Consider the following 14,805-nt stretch of genomic DNA (forward strand, 5'->3'; position numbering starts at 1 on the left):
ATGATCAAGATGCCTGCAAGCATCAGGGAGGCCGGATAAATGGCTGATTTGAAATCGAACTTTCTGGGAATTGAAAGCCCCAACCCATATTGGTTGGCATCTGCGCCGCCGACGGACAAGGAATATAACGTCCGCCGCGCCTTTGAGGCCGGATGGGGCGGTGTGGTGTGGAAAACACTCGGGTCCGAAGGTCCACCGGTCGTCAATGTTAATGGCCCCCGCTATGGGGCGATCTACGGCGCAGACCGTCGGTTGTTGGGTCTGAACAACATCGAGCTGATTACAGACCGCCCATTAGAGGTAAACCTTGAAGAAATGGCGCGGGTTAAGGCTGATTATCCAGATCGCGCCCTGATCGCCTCGATCATGGTGCCGTGCGAGGAAGAGGCCTGGAAGGCTATCCTGCCGCGTGTTGCCGAAACCGGTGCCGACGGGATCGAACTGAACTTTGGCTGTCCACACGGGATGAGCGAGCGCGGTATGGGGGCGGCCGTAGGGCAGGTGCCTGAATATATCGAGATGGTGACGCGCTGGTGCAAGAAATACTATGACCGACCGGTCATCGTGAAACTGACGCCGAATATCACTGATATCCGCAAGCCTGCCGAAGCCGCAAAGAATGGTGGTGCGGATGCGGTATCGCTGATCAACACGATTAATTCGATTACCAGTGTCAATCTGGATAGCTTCAGCCCCGAGCCCTCGATTGACGGTAAAGGCAGCCACGGCGGCTATTGTGGCCCTGCGGTGAAACCGATTGCCCTGTCGATGGTGTCCGAGATTTCGCGGGGGCAGGCCACGCATGGACTGCCGATCTCGGGTATTGGCGGTGTGACCACCTGGCGCGATGCGGCAGAGTTTATGGCCCTGGGCTGTGGCAACGTTCAGGTTTGCACGGCGGCGATGACCTATGGGTTCAAGATCATTGACGAACTGACGGCGGGCCTGTCGAAATGGATGGATGAAAAAGGGTATCAGGACGTCTCGGAAATTGTCGGTCTTGCGGTTCCAAACGTGACCGACTGGCAATATCTGAACCTGAATTATGTCGCCAAGGCCAAGATTGATCAGGATCAGTGCATCAAGTGTGGCCGTTGCTATGCCGCCTGCGAAGACACCAGCCACCAGGCCATTTCAATGTCCGAAGAGCGCGTGTTCGAGGTTATGGATGACGAATGTGTGGCCTGTAACCTGTGCGTGGATGTGTGCCCGGTCGAGGGATGTATTTCGATGGTGCCGATGGACGCTGGCGAAATCGACCCGCGTACGGGACAGGAAGTGCAGCCCGAATATGGCAACTGGACAACCCATCCCAACAATCCAATGGCGAAAGCCGCCGAGTAGTCCAAAAAAATTCGTCGAATCTTCTTAGAACAGGATGTCGATGGGGGGCGTTGTGGCAGTTTGCGACATATTGGGTGGCGGTGCGGATCAGATGATATCCGCGCCTCCTCACTTAGTCTTGGAACGCCTTATGCCCCACTTCTCGCTCTACCCACCCAACGAAAGCCTTACCACGGCACCTGTGTGTGGACAGGGAAGAAAAGAGTAGCGTCATCCTAGGCTCAGGGTGAGCGGGTTCCGGCTAACGAAAACCTAAGGCGCCAGCAATTTGCGGTAGAGCGTGTCGATGAACGGTTCAGCACCTTCATACGGGTCTTCGTCGCCAAGAATGGCCCGAACCTGGACATCGAAATCCGCATAATGCTGTGTCAAAGCCCAGATGGAGAAAATAAGGTGGTAGGGATGGAGGCGCGCGATTTTACCCTGCTCCATCCAGGCCGTAAGGATTGCGGTCTTCTCATCCATCAAAGTTTTGAGATCATTGGACAATGCATCGTGTATGCGTGGCGCACCCTGGACCAGTTCATTGGCAAACAGACGGCTTTCGCGCGGAAGTTCCCGGCTCATTTGCAGTTTGCGATGGATATAAGCGCGTATCTCTTCCAAAGGGTCCCCGTCGGCGTCGAGATCATGGAGGGGGGCCAGCCAAATCTCGAGAAGGCCAGATAGAAGGGCCGTGTGAATCGCTTCTTTTGAGGGGAAATAATACAGAAGATTCGGCTTGCTCAACCCGGCCTCGGCAGCAATCTGGTCGACGGTGGCACCGCGGAAACCGTAGGCAGAAAACACGTTCAAAGCGGCTTCTAGAATTGCAGCGCGGTTTTTTTTCTGAATTCGTGTTGGTGCGCGGTCTTTGGACATGTCTTTGCCTGTCTGATTTTTGGGCTCGCAAGTGCGGAATATGCCAAAAATTCCCACCGAGCTCTGCTATTTCTTGACTGATGTCGAACCCGTGATAGCGTGAGTTTGACCAGATGGTCAAATCAAGACACCAAAAGCGAGCAAATCGCAAGCAACAGGGAAGACTAGGATGGCAGCTCCGGCGCAGAACCTCAGGATCAATGGCGACAGGTTGTGGGACAGCCTGATGGAGATGGCCAAGATTGGCCCGGGTGTTGCGGGGGGCAATAATCGTCAGACCCTGACGGATGAAGATGCGGCAGGCCGCGCGTTGTTTCAGAAATGGTGCGAAGAGGCAGGGTGCACCATGGGGCTGGACCAAATGGGCAATATGTTTGCGCATCGAGAGGGCACGGACCCCGAGGCATTGCCGGTCTATGTGGGTTCACATTTGGATACGCAGCCGACAGGCGGCAAATATGACGGTGTTCTGGGTGTATTGGGCGGGTTGGAAATCATTCGCACGCTCAATGAATTGGGAATCAAGACCAAACATCCAATCGTTGCGACCAACTGGACGAATGAAGAAGGCACGCGCTATGCACCTGCGATGCTGTCCTCGGGGGTTTTTGCCGGGATGCATACGCAGGATTGGGCTTATGACCGTGAGGATGCCGATGGTAAGAAGTTCGGAGATGAGCTGAGCCGCATTGGCTGGCGCGGTGACGAAGAGGTTGGCGCCCGAAAGATGCACGCCTTTTTTGAGCTGCATATCGAACAGGGCCCCATTCTTGAGGCCGAGGGGAAGGATATCGGCGTTGTCACCCATGGTCAGGGTCTCAGCTGGACCCAGATTACCGTTACCGGAAAGGACGCCCATACCGGGTCTACGCCGATGCCGATGCGCAAGAATGCCGGATTGGCGATGGCGCGTATCCTTGAAAAGGTTGACGAGATTGCTTGGTCCCATGCGCCCCACGCGGTGGGTGCGGCGGGGCATATTGATGTGTTTCCGAATTCGCGTAACGTGATCCCGGGGAAAGTTGTGTTTACTGTCGATCTCCGTTCGCCCGATCTGGACGTGATCACCGATATGGAAAATCGTCTGCGCGTAGCGGCCGAAGATATCGTGGATGAGATGGGCCTACAGATCGAATTCGAGAAGGTCGGCGGATTTGATCCGGTGCAATTTGATGAAGGCTGCGTGGCAGCCGTGCGCGATGCGGCTGAACGGTTGGGTTATTCTCATACAGATATCATTTCGGGCGCCGGTCATGATGCCTGCTGGATCAACCGGGTTGCACCAACAGCGATGGTGATGTGCCCTTGTGTGGATGGGCTAAGCCATAACGAAGCCGAAGAAATCAGCAAGGTTTGGGCTGCCGCCGGGGCGGATGTTCTGTTTCATGCGGTCGTAGAGACGGCTGGAATTGTGGAATAGGGGGCTCTGCCCCCGTCGCCCGTTGGGCGACTCCCCCGAGGTATTTGTAGCCAGATGAAGCAAGCGGCGCAGACCGCATCAGGGAGATTGATATGAGCACTGTTATCAAGAACGGGACCGTCGTAACCGCGGATTTGTCTTACCAGGCGGATGTGAGGGTCGAGCATGGGGTGATCACCGAGATTGGGCCGGACCTAAAAGGTGATACGGAACTGGATGCGACAGGCTGCTATGTGATGCCTGGCGGGATCGACCCGCATACGCATTTGGAAATGCCGTTCATGGGCACCTATTCCAGCGATGATTTCGAGAGCGGAACCCGGGCGGCATTGGCTGGAGGAACCACGATGGTGGTTGATTTCGCTCTGCCCAACCCAGGTGAAAGCCTGTTGGATGCGCTCAAGCGCTGGGATAACAAGTCGACACGTGCAAATTGCGACTATTCTTTCCACATGGCGGTGACCTGGTGGGGCGAGCAGGTGTTTGATGACCTCAAGACGGTGATCGAGACACGCGGCATCAACACGTTCAAGCATTTCATGGCCTATAAGGGCGCGTTGATGGTCAATGACGATGAAATGTATGCTTCGTTCAAGCGTCTTGCCGAGCTGGGTGGAACGGCCATGGTGCATGCCGAGAATGGCGATGTTGTTGCCGAACTCAGCGCAAAGCTGTTGGCCGAAGGCAATACAGGCCCCGAGGCACATGCCTATTCCCGTCCGCCGCAGGTCGAGGGCGAAGCGACCAACCGCGCAATCATGATCGCGGATATGGCCGGAGTGCCGCTGTATGTGGTGCACACATCGTGCGAAGAGGCGCATGAGGCCATTCGGCGTGCAAAGATGCAGGGCAAGCGGGTGTGGGGGGAACCTTTGATCCAGCATCTGACTTTGGATGAGAGCGAGTATTTCAACCAGGATTGGGACCACGCGGCGCGGCGGGTCATGAGCCCTCCGTTCCGAAACAAGCAGCATCAGGATAGCCTGTGGAACGGATTACAATCTGGTTCGTTGAGTGTCGTGGCCACCGACCATTGCGCCTTTACGACGGATCAGAAACGCTTTGGCGTGGGGGATTTCACCAAGATCCCGAACGGTACCGGAGGGTTGGAAGACCGGATGCCGATGCTGTGGACTCATGGGGTGAACACTGGTCGGCTGACGCCAAATGAATTTGTGGCAGTCACTTCAACAAACATCGCTAAGATATTGAATTGTTACCCAAGAAAAGGCGCAATTCTTGTAGGTGCCGATGCCGATTTGGTGGTGTGGGATCCTGAGAAAGGCAAGACGATCAGCGCGAAATCGCAGCAATCTTCGATCGACTACAACGTGTTTGAGGGCAAAGAGGTCAAAGGCTTGCCGCGCTTTACTCTGACCCGTGGGCAGGTTGCAGTGCATGACGGAGAGATCAGGACTCAGGAAGGCCATGGCCAATTTGTTGAACGCGAGGCCAATACAACCGTCAACAAGGCGCTGAGTACTTGGAAAGAGCTGACAGCGCCGCGACCGGTGGTACGCACGGGTATTCCAGCAACCGGTGTATGACAGAATATGTGGCAGATATCACGTCTTATTACGGTTTAAGTTCAAGGGGATGGAATGAATATTGAAACCGCTGCACCGCCTGTAATCGAGGCGCGGCAACTGGATCTGACCTTTCAGACCAATGACGGGCCGGTCCACGCTCTGAAGGATGTGAACCTGACCATCGAAAAGGGAGAATTCGTCAGCTTCATCGGACCCTCCGGCTGTGGTAAGACCACCTTTTTGCGGTGCATCGCTGCGTTGGAAACTCCGACCGGCGGGACATTGACCGTCAACGGTATGACCCCGGATGAGGCGCGGCGGAATCGGGCCTATGGCTATGTATTTCAGGCCGCGGGTCTGTACCCTTGGCGCACCATTTCCAAGAACATCAAGCTCCCGCTTGAAATCATGGGGTTTACAGCTGCCGAGCAGGAAGAACGCGTAAACAAGGTTTTGGAACTTGTTGATCTTGAAGGGTTTGGTGGAAAGTTTCCCTGGCAGTTATCGGGTGGAATGCAGCAACGGGCCAGCATTGCACGGGCGCTGGCCTTTGATGCGGATATCCTGCTTATGGACGAACCTTTTGGCGCGTTGGATGAGATTGTCCGCGATCACCTGAACGAGCAGCTTCTGGCACTTTGGGCGCGGACTGAAAAGACCATTGGGTTTGTCACCCATTCCATCCCTGAGGCCGTCTATCTGAGCACCAAGATCGTTGTGATGAGCCCTCGGCCCGGACGGATCACTGACGTGATCGACAGTCCGTTGCCGAAAGAGCGGCCGCTCGATATTCGCGACACGCCGGAATTCATCGAAGTTGCCCATAGGGTGCGAGAAGGGTTGCGCGCGGGGCATTCGGATGAATAGTAGCGGGTTCAAGGCATTTTGGGCTGTATTGACGGTACTGGCCGTCATAGTAGCCTTTTGGTACGCCGCTTGTATTCCGATGAATATCAAAGGCGTTCTGACCGAACAGGAACGGGCCGGCGCCACTGTTCAGCCACCCTCGGCAAAAGATCGTCGCGATCTGTCCGAATTCAGCCTGGTTCTGGACAATAGCTTTGCCATTCCAGCCACGTGGGAACAGGATCGTCCGCGGTTGCCCGCTCCGCATCAGGTGGCCGTTGAGATATGGAAGACAACGGTTGAGAAGAAAATCACCTCAAAGCGCTCGCTGGTTTATCACGGCTGGGTGACGCTGAGTGCGACGATACTGGGTTTTGCCATTGGCACCGGTCTGGGAATTCTGCTGGCTGTTGGGATCGTACATAGCCGGGTCATGGACCTGTCGGTCATGCCCTGGGCGATAGTCAGCCAAACCATCCCGATCATCGCTCTGGCCCCGATGATCATTGTGGTCCTATATTCCGTTGGCGTGCAGGGGATTATCCCCAAGGCGGTCATATCGGCCTATCTCAGCTTTTTTCCTGTCGTGGTGGGCATGGTCAAAGGTTTGCGCAGCCCGGATGCGATGCAACTGGATTTGCTGCGTACCTATAGCGCGAGCCACGCGCAGGGGTTCTGGAAACTGCGTTTGCCGGCCTCGATGCCGTATCTGTTCACATCGCTGAAGATAGGCATTGCGGCTTCATTGGTAGGGGCCATCGTGGGGGAATTGCCCACCGGGGCAGTTGCGGGACTGGGCGCGCGCCTGCTGGCAGGCAGCTATTATGGTCAGACCGTGCAAATCTGGTCGGCCCTGTTTGCGGCGGCGATTCTGGCGGCCTGTCTTGTGGGGCTTCTGGGGCTGATTGAAAAGTCGGTCCTGAAACGGATGGGGATTGCGCAATGATACCAATTCTGGGCGCACTCGGTGTGTGGCTGTTGGGATGGTGGTTGAACAGCCGCTTGGCCAGCGGGCCTTATGCTGATACGCGGATGGTCCGGTTTCTGGCTCCGCTGATCTTTGGTCTGACTATCATCGTCATCTGGGAGCTTTTAGTGCGCGGCCTTGAGGTGTCTTTGGTCATTCTGCCCGCTCCATCGGTTATCTGGATTCGGTTCTGGGACAGTTTGCCAACGCTTTGGATGGATTTCGTGCAAACCATCATCAAGGGCGCGCTGAGCGGTTACATCATCGGCTGTGGAGCCGCCTTCCTGATGGCGATTGCAGTGGACCGGTGGGATTTTCTGCGCCTTGGGCTTTTGCCCGTGGGCAACTTCGTGGCCGCTCTTCCGATTGTTGGCACCGCGCCGATTCTGGTCATGTGGTTCGGGTTCGACTGGCACTCCAAAGCGGCGGTGGTTGTCGTGATGGTCTTTTTCCCAATGCTGGTGAACACCGTCGCCGGGCTGCGCGAGGCGACAGCAATGCAGCGCGACTTGATGGAGACTTATGCCGCCACGTATTGGCAGAGCTTTCTGAAGCTGCGCTTGCCTGCCGCGATGCCATTTGTTTTCAATGGTCTCAAGATATCCACCACCCTTGCATTGATCGGCGCTATCGTGGCCGAGTTCTTTGGCTCACCGACGCTTGGCATGGGGTTTCGGATATCAACCAGCGTGGGGCAGCTCTCACTGGATATGGTCTGGGCCGAGATCGTAGTGGCGGCTTTGGCCGGGACATCATTTTATGGTCTGGTGGCCATGATCGAAAAGGCGGTGACCTTCTGGCACCCGTCGCAACGCGGATAAGAATTCAACAGACCCCAAAAATGAAAAATGGGGCGCCAACTGAAACTAGGAGATGTGAAGATGAAAAAGATACTCAGCGGGGCGGTTGCCGCCTTTAGCCTGGCCGCCAGTGCAGCCTGGTCGGCGGATGAGGTGACATTGCAGTTGAAATGGGTCACGCAAGCTCAGTTCGCAGGTTATTACGTGGCCAAAGACAAAGGGTTCTACGAAGAAGAAGGTCTTGATGTCACAATTCTGCCAGGCGGCCCGGACATAGCGCCGACACAGGTCATTGCCGGTGGGGGCGCTGACGTGACGGTCGAGTGGATGCCAGCTGCGTTGGCCGCGCGCGAAAAGGGCCTGCCGCTGGTGAATATTGCCCAGCCTTTCAAAAGCTCGGGTATGATGCTGACCTGCTGGAAAGATGCCGGTATTTCCGCACCAGAAGACCTTAAGAACCGGACACTGGGCGTCTGGTTCTTTGGCAACGAATTCCCCTTCATGAGCTGGATGAGCCAGCTGGGCATTGATACCGGTGGCAAGAGCGAAAATGGCGTCGAGGTTCTGAAGCAGGGCTTTAATGTCGACCCGCTGCTGCAGCGTCAGGCTGATTGCATCAGCACCATGACCTATAACGAATACTGGCAGGTCATAGATTCCGGCGTCAGCCCCGACGAACTGGTCACATTCAAATACGAAGATCAGGGCGTCGCGACGCTGGAAGACGGCCTGTACGTTCTTGAAGAGAACCTGAGCGACGCGGCATTTGTCGACAAGATGGAACGTTTCGTGCGGGCGTCGATGAAGGGGTGGAAATATGCCGAAGAGAACCCAGATGAAGCGGCCGATATCGTGCTTGAAAATGACGCGACTGGCGCCCAAACCGAAGCGCATCAGAAACGTATGATGGGTGAGATTGCCAAGCTGACTGCGGGCTCAAACGGATCGCTTGATCCGGCGGATTTTGAGCGCACTGTAGGGACGCTGCTTGCCGGTGGTTCTGACCCCGTTATCACCAAACAACCCGAAGGTGCCTGGACGCATCAGATTTCGGATGCAGCACTGAACTGAGTCAGGTTCACGATGGAATATGGCGCGGTCCCAAAGGGGGCCGCGTTTTTTGTTGGAAGCGTCGAAAATGTGACTGAACTTGTAGGGCGTTTGTCATAGTAATTACCTGTAAATTATAGCAAACTGTTCAACATAGGAGATATAAGGTAGATAATGCAGGATTTTACAACAGAATTCAGGTTGGCGCTTGCTTTGATCCTTCATTGGGATCCGGAGCTGTGGGCGATTGTTCTGTTGTCCCTGAAAGTCTCTGTTTTTGCCGTTCTGATTTCTGCCGCTATCGGGATGCCCATGGGCGCGGCTTTGGCCGTTGCGCGTTTTCCAGGGCGGCGGATTCTGGTCGTCTTGATGAATGCCTTGATGGGCTTGCCCCCGGTTGTGGTAGGTTTGCTGGTCTATCTGATGCTGTCGCGTTCCGGTCCGTTGGGGGTCCTTGAATTGCTCTACACACCGACGGCGATGATTATTGCTCAGGTCGTTCTGGTGACCCCGATCGTTGCCGCACTGACACGTCAAGTGGTCGAAATGCTGGCCGAGGAATATTCCGAGCAACTCCGCTCACTCGGCGTGTCGCGGATGGCATCGATTCCGGTGCTATTGTGGGATGCGCGGCTGTCTCTTGTTACTGCATTGCTGGCAGGGTTTGGACGTGCGATTGCCGAAGTTGGAGCGGTTATTATCGTTGGCGGCAATATCAACCACGTCACGCGGGTGATGACGACGACAATCGCCCTTGAAACGTCCAAGGGAAATTTGGCGTTGGCGCTTGCGCTTGGGGCCATCCTGATTGCCATAGCCATCGCAGTAAACGCCATGGTCAGCACGCTTAGCCTGCGGGCCGAGAAGGAAGGGTTGCGCCATGCGTGATCTGGTGCCCGAGATGGTGAAATGTCTTTCTGTTCACAGTTTACAGATTTCCCGCAAGGGAAAGACACTGCTTCAAGTGCCAGAGTTATCCCTGATGGGGCTGGGACCAACTTTGATCCTTGGGCCGAACGGAGCGGGCAAGAGCCTGCTTTTGCGCTGTTTGCACGGGCTTATCGTCCCGGATAGCGGCAGGGTTCAGCAGGACGGGATTGCCCTGAATGCGTATCACAAATCACGACAGGCGATGGTGTTTCAAAGACCGGTTCTGTTGCGCCGGTCCGTGACAGCCAATCTTGATTTTGTGCTAAAGCGTCAGGGCATGTCCTGTGCAATTCGCAAATCCCGGATCGACGAATTGCTGGCCGAAGGTGGGCTAGAGGGTAAGGCGCGCCAGTCCGCCAGATCGCTGTCCGGGGGCGAGGCGCAACGGCTGGCCATCCTGCGCGCGCTGGCGCTGGACCCGGAGACTTTGTTCCTGGACGAACCAACCAGTTCGCTTGATCCTGGTGCTACGCAGATGATCGAACGGATGATCTTGCGCGCTTCGAACCGTGGGGTACGCATTGTCATGGTATCCCACGATATCGGTCAGGCACGCCGTCTGGCAGCGGATATCGTCATGATGCAGGCCGGGCACGTGGTCGAACACGGTGCTGCCAAACAAGTTCTGGATGCCCCGACAAGTGACGCCGCGCGCCGGTTTGTTGCCGGTGGTCTGGTAACCTAATCTGAATATGGAGTTCAAATGATCCGCAAATTCGTCGGGGCTGCAGTAATAGCGCTTGGCCTGAACACTACAGCCGCATTGACCGAAACCCCATTTATTGTAGTCCAATCAACCACGTCGACTCAGAATTCGGGCTTGTTCGACCATATCCTGCCAGGCTTTGAAGCCGAAAGCGGGATTGATGTCCGCGTGGTGGCTGTTGGTACAGGGCAGGCGATCCGCAATGCGATCAACGGTGACGGGGACGTCTTGCTGGTTCACGCCAAACCTGCCGAAGAGAAGTTTGTGGCAGATGGTTGGGGTGTTGAGCGGTCGGACGTGATGTACAATGATTTTGTCCTTGTAGGGCCAAAATCCGATCCCGCCAAAGTGAAAGGTGGGACTGACATTATCGCGGCGCTGACCGCCGTGGCTAAGGCCAAGGCGCCCTTCGCCTCACGCGGGGATGACAGCGGGACGCATAAGGCAGAATTGGGCCATTGGGCCTCGTCCGGTATCGACCCGACCGACGCTTCGGGCACTTGGTACCGGGAAACTGGATCCGGGATGGGGGCGACACTGAACGTGGCTAGTGGGATGGGTGCCTATGCGCTGACGGATCGGGCGACCTGGCAGAGCTTTGGCAACAAGGGAAACCTTGAGGTCATGGTTGAGGGCGATCCGCGCCTGTTTAATCAATATGGGATTATTCTTGTGAACCCTGACAAGCATCCCAAAGTGCGGGCGGCCTCGGGGCAGCGCTTTATTGACTGGTTGACCGGGCCCGAAGGGCAGGCGGCCATCGCATCTTACACGCACGACGGCCAGCAGCTGTTCTTTCCCAACGCCCAATAGGGTCATCCGCTGGCTCCATTGTGATGGATGGTTCCGAGATCCGACAAGTCATACCCGCCGAATTCTTCTGCCCGGGTGGCAAAGCGGTCGGATTGCACAAAGCCGAGCAACCGAAGCATCGGGCCATCGAAATAGGCGCGCCTCCAGATGGCAAGGTCCAGGCGTTCGGTATGGGTCGGGGCAAAGCCCAGATTGTACAGCCCCGCAAGCGCACCCAGGCCGAATCCGGCATCGGCTTTGCTGTCATGCAGGGCTATGGCCAGCTCTTCTTCGGTACGTGCGCAGGTCGGCAGGGTATCCAGATCGTCTCGGTTCAGGCCGTGCGCCTGCAGTTGCGTGTCGAACAACCGTTGACTGGCGGCACTGTCCTGACGAAGAAGAATGCGACGGCCCCGGAGGTCAGAAAAGTCCGATATCCCAGTCACACCGGGGGCCATCAGTAGCCCACGCTGGCGTTTTGCTAGTTCGAACAGAATGACGGGTGCCTCTCCCAGATGGTCCTGGAGAGATTGCGTGTTAAATCCGTCTGTCTCGTGGATATGCAGCGCCGCAGCCTGCGCTGATCGTTCTTTCAGGCGATTCAAGCCGTCAAATGAGCCGTCATAATAAGTTGCCAGGCCCGACCCGCTTTCCCGCAGAGCCCAATCCAACAGCGGATCATGACTGCCCGCCACGATCGGCGGCAGCGACGGTTCTGCGACCTGCGGTCCGCTGCGCGATGCGTTCAGCCAGGCAATGACTTCGGCCCTTGGAAACAAGAGTTTGCCCATGGCCCGGACACAGGGGACCTCGCCGGATGAAGCAAGGTCATAGGCTTTACGCTCGCCAATGCGCAGCAGGTCGGCCAGTTCTTTGGTGGTCAGGTATTCTGACATTCAGTCGAGGCGCACGGCCGAACCCGCGCTGGCATTCGCCGCGCTGAATCCGAATTGGCCTAAGGCAAATGGCGCAGCGACGGCAATTACAGCCATCGTGGCAACAGCGGCTAGAAAGGCTTTCATATTTACCTCCGGTTCAGTTTTCCGGTGCCGTGACGCGGCGCAGAAAGGCGATCAAATCTTTGCGGTCATCCGCTTGTGTAATCCGTTGCATGGGCATCTTCGATCCCGGAATGTAATGGTCTGGTCCTTGGTCGAAAAGGGCATTTATCGTCTCGTCATTCCAAATGATATCAGAGTCTTGCAGCGTGTCCGAGTAGAAATATCCCGGTAAGCTGCCCGCCCGGCGACCAAACACACCAGAGAGCGTAGGCCCAGCACGTCTGTGCCCGTCCGCCGTCAGGCTGTGACAGATCGAGCATTTGCGCACGAATTGGCGTTCGCCATTATCCATCTGGTCAGGGTTCTTCAGAAAACTTGGTTCAGTCGCGGCCATCTGTTGTTGGTCGCCAAGGTCAGATACCGGCCAGCTATACATCGCCTCATCTATACCACCTGCATAGATGTTTTTACCATCGGTTGAGAAGGCCAGCGCCCAGACCGGGCCGCGCAATGTGGCCCGGAAATCCTGTGCGATGCGCCAGTCGATGGTATCGACCAACATGATATGACCCTCACCATCCCCCACCGCCAGCAAGCTGCGGTCCGGGCTGAGAGCCAGCGCAAGGATTGGACGGCGGTCCAGGGTGAAATCATGCTCGTCGCCTGTAGTCAGATCACGAATGCGCGTGACGCCATCGACGGCCCCATAGGCAATCCAGTTTTCATGGGGATTCAGGACCAGTTCGTTGATGCCGAACCCGTTATCAACCAGTCGCAGTTTTTCCTGACCGGTTGCGACATCCCAAAGACGAACCGCCCCATCAACCCCGCCGGTATACAGCGCATCCCCGTTTGGTGTGAACACAACAGCATTCACACCGCTGCCTGTGGGCCCTAATACCCTTGGCTCTGTCCCGTCAAGCGGCCAAACCCCTATCGTGCCGTCCCAACTGGCAGTGGCGATGTAGGAGTCTGAAACAGCAATATCGACGATCTTGCCTTTGTGCCGCCCGAGGATTTGGCCATCCGGCCACCGGCGCAGGGTAAAGTCGTCACCCGCGGAATAGATCGCTGTGCCGCCAAAGGCGACGCTGTTCACGGCAGCCTCGTGCCCTTCAAGCCATTGCGGAGTGCGGTCTGACCACAGGCCGACGGAGTTGTCGAAGCTGGCCGTCGCAATCCGGCCGTCCGGCGCGGCGGCAATCCCCATGATCGGTCCTCCATGACCTTTGAGCGTAAAGAACTCGGCCATTGCGGGCAGGGGGGTCAACACCAGTGCAAGGATTAGACCGCGCATCTATTCCGCAGGCGAGGCCGCTGCCTTACTGGCCTCTTTTTCCTGGACCTCTTCCAGCCAAAGCGAGTGGTGCTCACGCGCCCATTGTTCCTCGACCTCGCCAGTGCCCATCGCGTCGAAAGCGCCCTCCATGCCCACCGAGCCCAGGTAGATATGCGCGATGATGATGGCGATGAAGACATAAGCGACCATCACGTGCCAAACCTGAGCATATTGCATCTCTTCCTGGGGGGACATCTGCACCGGAAGGTTCAGACCCAACATCTGCGGGATGCCGGTGGCATTTGCGATTGAGAAGGTCTTAGCAAACAGCGGCATCTCAAACGGGAACAGCAGAGACAGGCCAGACAGGCTGATCGATACGCCCAGCAGGATACAGGCCCAGAAGATGATCTTTTGACCCGCGTTGAATTTTTTGGCCGGGGGATGGCTGCCTTTCGTGAACAACCCGCCGCCGGCGGCCAGCCATTTCAGGTCGGTGCGGTTGGGGATGTTGTGGGCGATCCAGTTCACAGTGACCATGATCAAACCCAGCATGAAGGCCCAGGCGAGATTGTTATGCAGCCATTTGCAGCCCTGCGCTATGGCCGCAAAGCCTTCTTTCCCGAAGATCGGGATCAGAAAGTCTCGACCATAAAGGGTCAGCAAACCGGTCAGGCCAAGGATCAGGAAAGAGCCCGCAAACAGCCAATGTCCGAACCGCTCAAAGCCTGAGAAACGCGTAACCGTGCGTCCCGTCTTTTCACCATCAATGCGGATTTTACCCCGGACCAAGAAGAACAGCAGCAGGATGCCAAGCATCCCGGCCAGAATATACGTGCCGTAATCGCGCAACGGGCCTGTTCGAAAATTCAACCACCACATGCCTCCGTCCTGTATCAAGACGCTGGCCGCAGGACCGTTCGACGAAACGGTCACATCCGCCGAGCCATAGCGCAAAGCGCGATAGACGTCGCTGTCAGACGCCACGCCACGTGTGCCCAACTGGCCCATCAGACCTTCGGCGTTGCCTTGACCGGTGTTACCTGAGCGATAACCGTTATCGACCGTCTCGCCACGCTGCCGGGCCAAGATATCCTCGAGCGTGGTCGCACCACCCGTCGAATTGCGATCCGGAGCATCCTGAGCAAGGGCAGGAACAGTCAAAACAATGAGACAGAACAGAAGTCGCAGGAAAGTCATATGAACCTCGTGACGCGGTCATTGGCGTAGGCCCTTTTCCGGGCGGGCAGAGATTTTTCGTCGAAAAATCTTAGTGCTCC

General features: G+C 56.5%; 15 protein-coding genes. 10 read left to right on the top strand and 5 right to left on the bottom strand.

The genetic code is table 11. The features are described 5' to 3' along the window. Positions 1-39 precede the first annotated feature (39 nt). Positions 40-1,344, top strand: coding sequence for an NAD-dependent dihydropyrimidine dehydrogenase subunit PreA (gene preA / locus AC2FFB_RS00805; protein WP_496874377.1), 1,305 nt, complete (start codon positions 40-42; stop codon positions 1,342-1,344). Positions 1,345-1,596: 252 nt separating this feature from the next. Here the strand turns inward: preA and AC2FFB_RS00810 are convergent, their stop codons facing one another. Beyond that, positions 1,597-2,205, bottom strand: coding sequence for a TetR family transcriptional regulator C-terminal domain-containing protein (locus AC2FFB_RS00810; RefSeq protein WP_142634388.1), 609 nt, complete (start codon positions 2,203-2,205; stop codon positions 1,597-1,599). Between the two features lie 169 nt (positions 2,206-2,374). Here AC2FFB_RS00810 and AC2FFB_RS00815 point away from each other — a divergent pair, with 169 nt between their 5' ends. The 9 genes from AC2FFB_RS00815 (at position 2,375) to AC2FFB_RS00855 (ending at position 11,266) form a co-directional block, all read left to right on the top strand. Next, positions 2,375-3,625: a Zn-dependent hydrolase gene (locus AC2FFB_RS00815; RefSeq protein WP_496874378.1), complete on the top strand. Its 1,251-nt coding sequence runs from the start codon at positions 2,375-2,377 to the stop codon at positions 3,623-3,625. A 92-nt stretch (positions 3,626-3,717) separates the two neighbouring features. Beyond that, positions 3,718-5,172 carry a dihydropyrimidinase gene (gene hydA / locus AC2FFB_RS00820; protein ID WP_496687636.1) on the top strand — a complete coding sequence of 485 codons (1,455 nt, stop codon included), beginning with the start codon at positions 3,718-3,720 and terminating at the stop codon, positions 5,170-5,172. 54 nt (positions 5,173-5,226) lie between these two features. After that, entirely contained in the window at positions 5,227-6,021 is a 795-nt protein-coding gene (locus AC2FFB_RS00825) for an ABC transporter ATP-binding protein (RefSeq protein WP_281972254.1), read from the top strand. Beyond that, on the top strand, positions 6,014-6,946 hold the full coding sequence (locus AC2FFB_RS00830; RefSeq protein ID WP_496687638.1) for an ABC transporter permease: 933 nt from the start codon (positions 6,014-6,016) through the stop codon (positions 6,944-6,946). The genes AC2FFB_RS00825 and AC2FFB_RS00830 overlap by 8 nt, the downstream gene beginning before the upstream one ends. Further along, on the top strand, positions 6,943-7,788 hold the full coding sequence (locus AC2FFB_RS00835) for an ABC transporter permease (protein ID WP_496687640.1): 846 nt from the start codon (positions 6,943-6,945) through the stop codon (positions 7,786-7,788). The genes AC2FFB_RS00830 and AC2FFB_RS00835 overlap by 4 nt, the downstream gene beginning before the upstream one ends. Positions 7,789-7,848: 60 nt before the next feature. Then, positions 7,849-8,838: an ABC transporter substrate-binding protein gene (locus AC2FFB_RS00840; RefSeq protein WP_271946556.1), complete on the top strand. Its 990-nt coding sequence runs from the start codon at positions 7,849-7,851 to the stop codon at positions 8,836-8,838. Between the two features lie 153 nt (positions 8,839-8,991). Further along, entirely contained in the window at positions 8,992-9,705 is a 714-nt protein-coding gene (locus AC2FFB_RS00845) for an ABC transporter permease (protein WP_496874379.1), read from the top strand. Further along, on the top strand, positions 9,698-10,432 hold the full coding sequence (locus AC2FFB_RS00850; RefSeq protein WP_496874380.1) for an ATP-binding cassette domain-containing protein: 735 nt from the start codon (positions 9,698-9,700) through the stop codon (positions 10,430-10,432). Before AC2FFB_RS00845 ends, AC2FFB_RS00850 begins: the two co-directional genes overlap by 8 nt. A gap of 18 nt (positions 10,433-10,450) precedes the next feature. Continuing rightward, positions 10,451-11,266 (top strand): ABC transporter substrate-binding protein, encoded by an 816-nt coding sequence (locus AC2FFB_RS00855; protein ID WP_496693278.1) that lies wholly within the window; start codon positions 10,451-10,453, stop codon positions 11,264-11,266. A 2-nt stretch (positions 11,267-11,268) separates the two neighbouring features. Here AC2FFB_RS00855 and AC2FFB_RS00860 read toward each other — a convergent pair whose 3' ends face one another. From AC2FFB_RS00860 to AC2FFB_RS00875, 4 genes are read right to left on the bottom strand one after another with little or no spacing between them, the layout of a single operon-like run. After that, positions 11,269-12,141, bottom strand: a complete 873-nt coding sequence (locus tag AC2FFB_RS00860; RefSeq protein WP_281972249.1) for a substrate-binding domain-containing protein — start codon at positions 12,139-12,141, stop codon at positions 11,269-11,271. Next, the gene (locus AC2FFB_RS00865) at positions 12,142-12,267 is read right to left on the bottom strand and encodes a hypothetical protein (protein ID WP_271946568.1); all 126 of its coding nucleotides are present in this window, start codon (positions 12,265-12,267) and stop codon (positions 12,142-12,144) included. A 13-nt stretch (positions 12,268-12,280) separates the two neighbouring features. Further along, positions 12,281-13,543 carry a c-type cytochrome gene (locus tag AC2FFB_RS00870; protein ID WP_281972247.1) on the bottom strand — a complete coding sequence of 421 codons (1,263 nt, stop codon included), beginning with the start codon at positions 13,541-13,543 and terminating at the stop codon, positions 12,281-12,283. Further along, on the bottom strand, positions 13,544-14,725 hold the full coding sequence (locus tag AC2FFB_RS00875) for a formate dehydrogenase subunit gamma (protein WP_496874381.1): 1,182 nt from the start codon (positions 14,723-14,725) through the stop codon (positions 13,544-13,546). It lies immediately after the preceding gene. Positions 14,726-14,805: the final 80 nt, after the last annotated feature.

It is taken from the genome of Ruegeria sp. YTSA219, assembly GCF_059609985.1.

Bases quoted from the DNA above. Each gene is read 5' to 3' on its own strand.
- preA (WP_496874377.1), top strand. From the start codon at position 40: ATGGCTGATTTGAAATCGAACTTTCTGGGAATTGAAAGCCCCAACCCA.
- AC2FFB_RS00810 (WP_142634388.1), bottom strand. From the start codon at position 2,205: ATGTCCAAAGACCGCGCACCAACACGAATTCAGAAAAAAAACCGCGCT.
- AC2FFB_RS00815 (WP_496874378.1), top strand. From the start codon at position 2,375: ATGGCAGCTCCGGCGCAGAACCTCAGGATCAATGGCGACAGGTTGTGG.
- hydA (WP_496687636.1), top strand. From the start codon at position 3,718: ATGAGCACTGTTATCAAGAACGGGACCGTCGTAACCGCGGATTTGTCT.
- AC2FFB_RS00825 (WP_281972254.1), top strand. From the start codon at position 5,227: ATGAATATTGAAACCGCTGCACCGCCTGTAATCGAGGCGCGGCAACTG.
- AC2FFB_RS00830 (WP_496687638.1), top strand. From the start codon at position 6,014: ATGAATAGTAGCGGGTTCAAGGCATTTTGGGCTGTATTGACGGTACTG.
- AC2FFB_RS00835 (WP_496687640.1), top strand. From the start codon at position 6,943: ATGATACCAATTCTGGGCGCACTCGGTGTGTGGCTGTTGGGATGGTGG.
- AC2FFB_RS00840 (WP_271946556.1), top strand. From the start codon at position 7,849: ATGAAAAAGATACTCAGCGGGGCGGTTGCCGCCTTTAGCCTGGCCGCC.
- AC2FFB_RS00845 (WP_496874379.1), top strand. From the start codon at position 8,992: ATGCAGGATTTTACAACAGAATTCAGGTTGGCGCTTGCTTTGATCCTT.
- AC2FFB_RS00850 (WP_496874380.1), top strand. From the start codon at position 9,698: ATGCGTGATCTGGTGCCCGAGATGGTGAAATGTCTTTCTGTTCACAGT.
- AC2FFB_RS00855 (WP_496693278.1), top strand. From the start codon at position 10,451: ATGATCCGCAAATTCGTCGGGGCTGCAGTAATAGCGCTTGGCCTGAAC.
- AC2FFB_RS00860 (WP_281972249.1), bottom strand. From the start codon at position 12,141: ATGTCAGAATACCTGACCACCAAAGAACTGGCCGACCTGCTGCGCATT.
- AC2FFB_RS00865 (WP_271946568.1), bottom strand. From the start codon at position 12,267: ATGAAAGCCTTTCTAGCCGCTGTTGCCACGATGGCTGTAATTGCCGTC.
- AC2FFB_RS00870 (WP_281972247.1), bottom strand. From the start codon at position 13,543: ATGCGCGGTCTAATCCTTGCACTGGTGTTGACCCCCCTGCCCGCAATG.
- AC2FFB_RS00875 (WP_496874381.1), bottom strand. From the start codon at position 14,725: ATGACTTTCCTGCGACTTCTGTTCTGTCTCATTGTTTTGACTGTTCCT.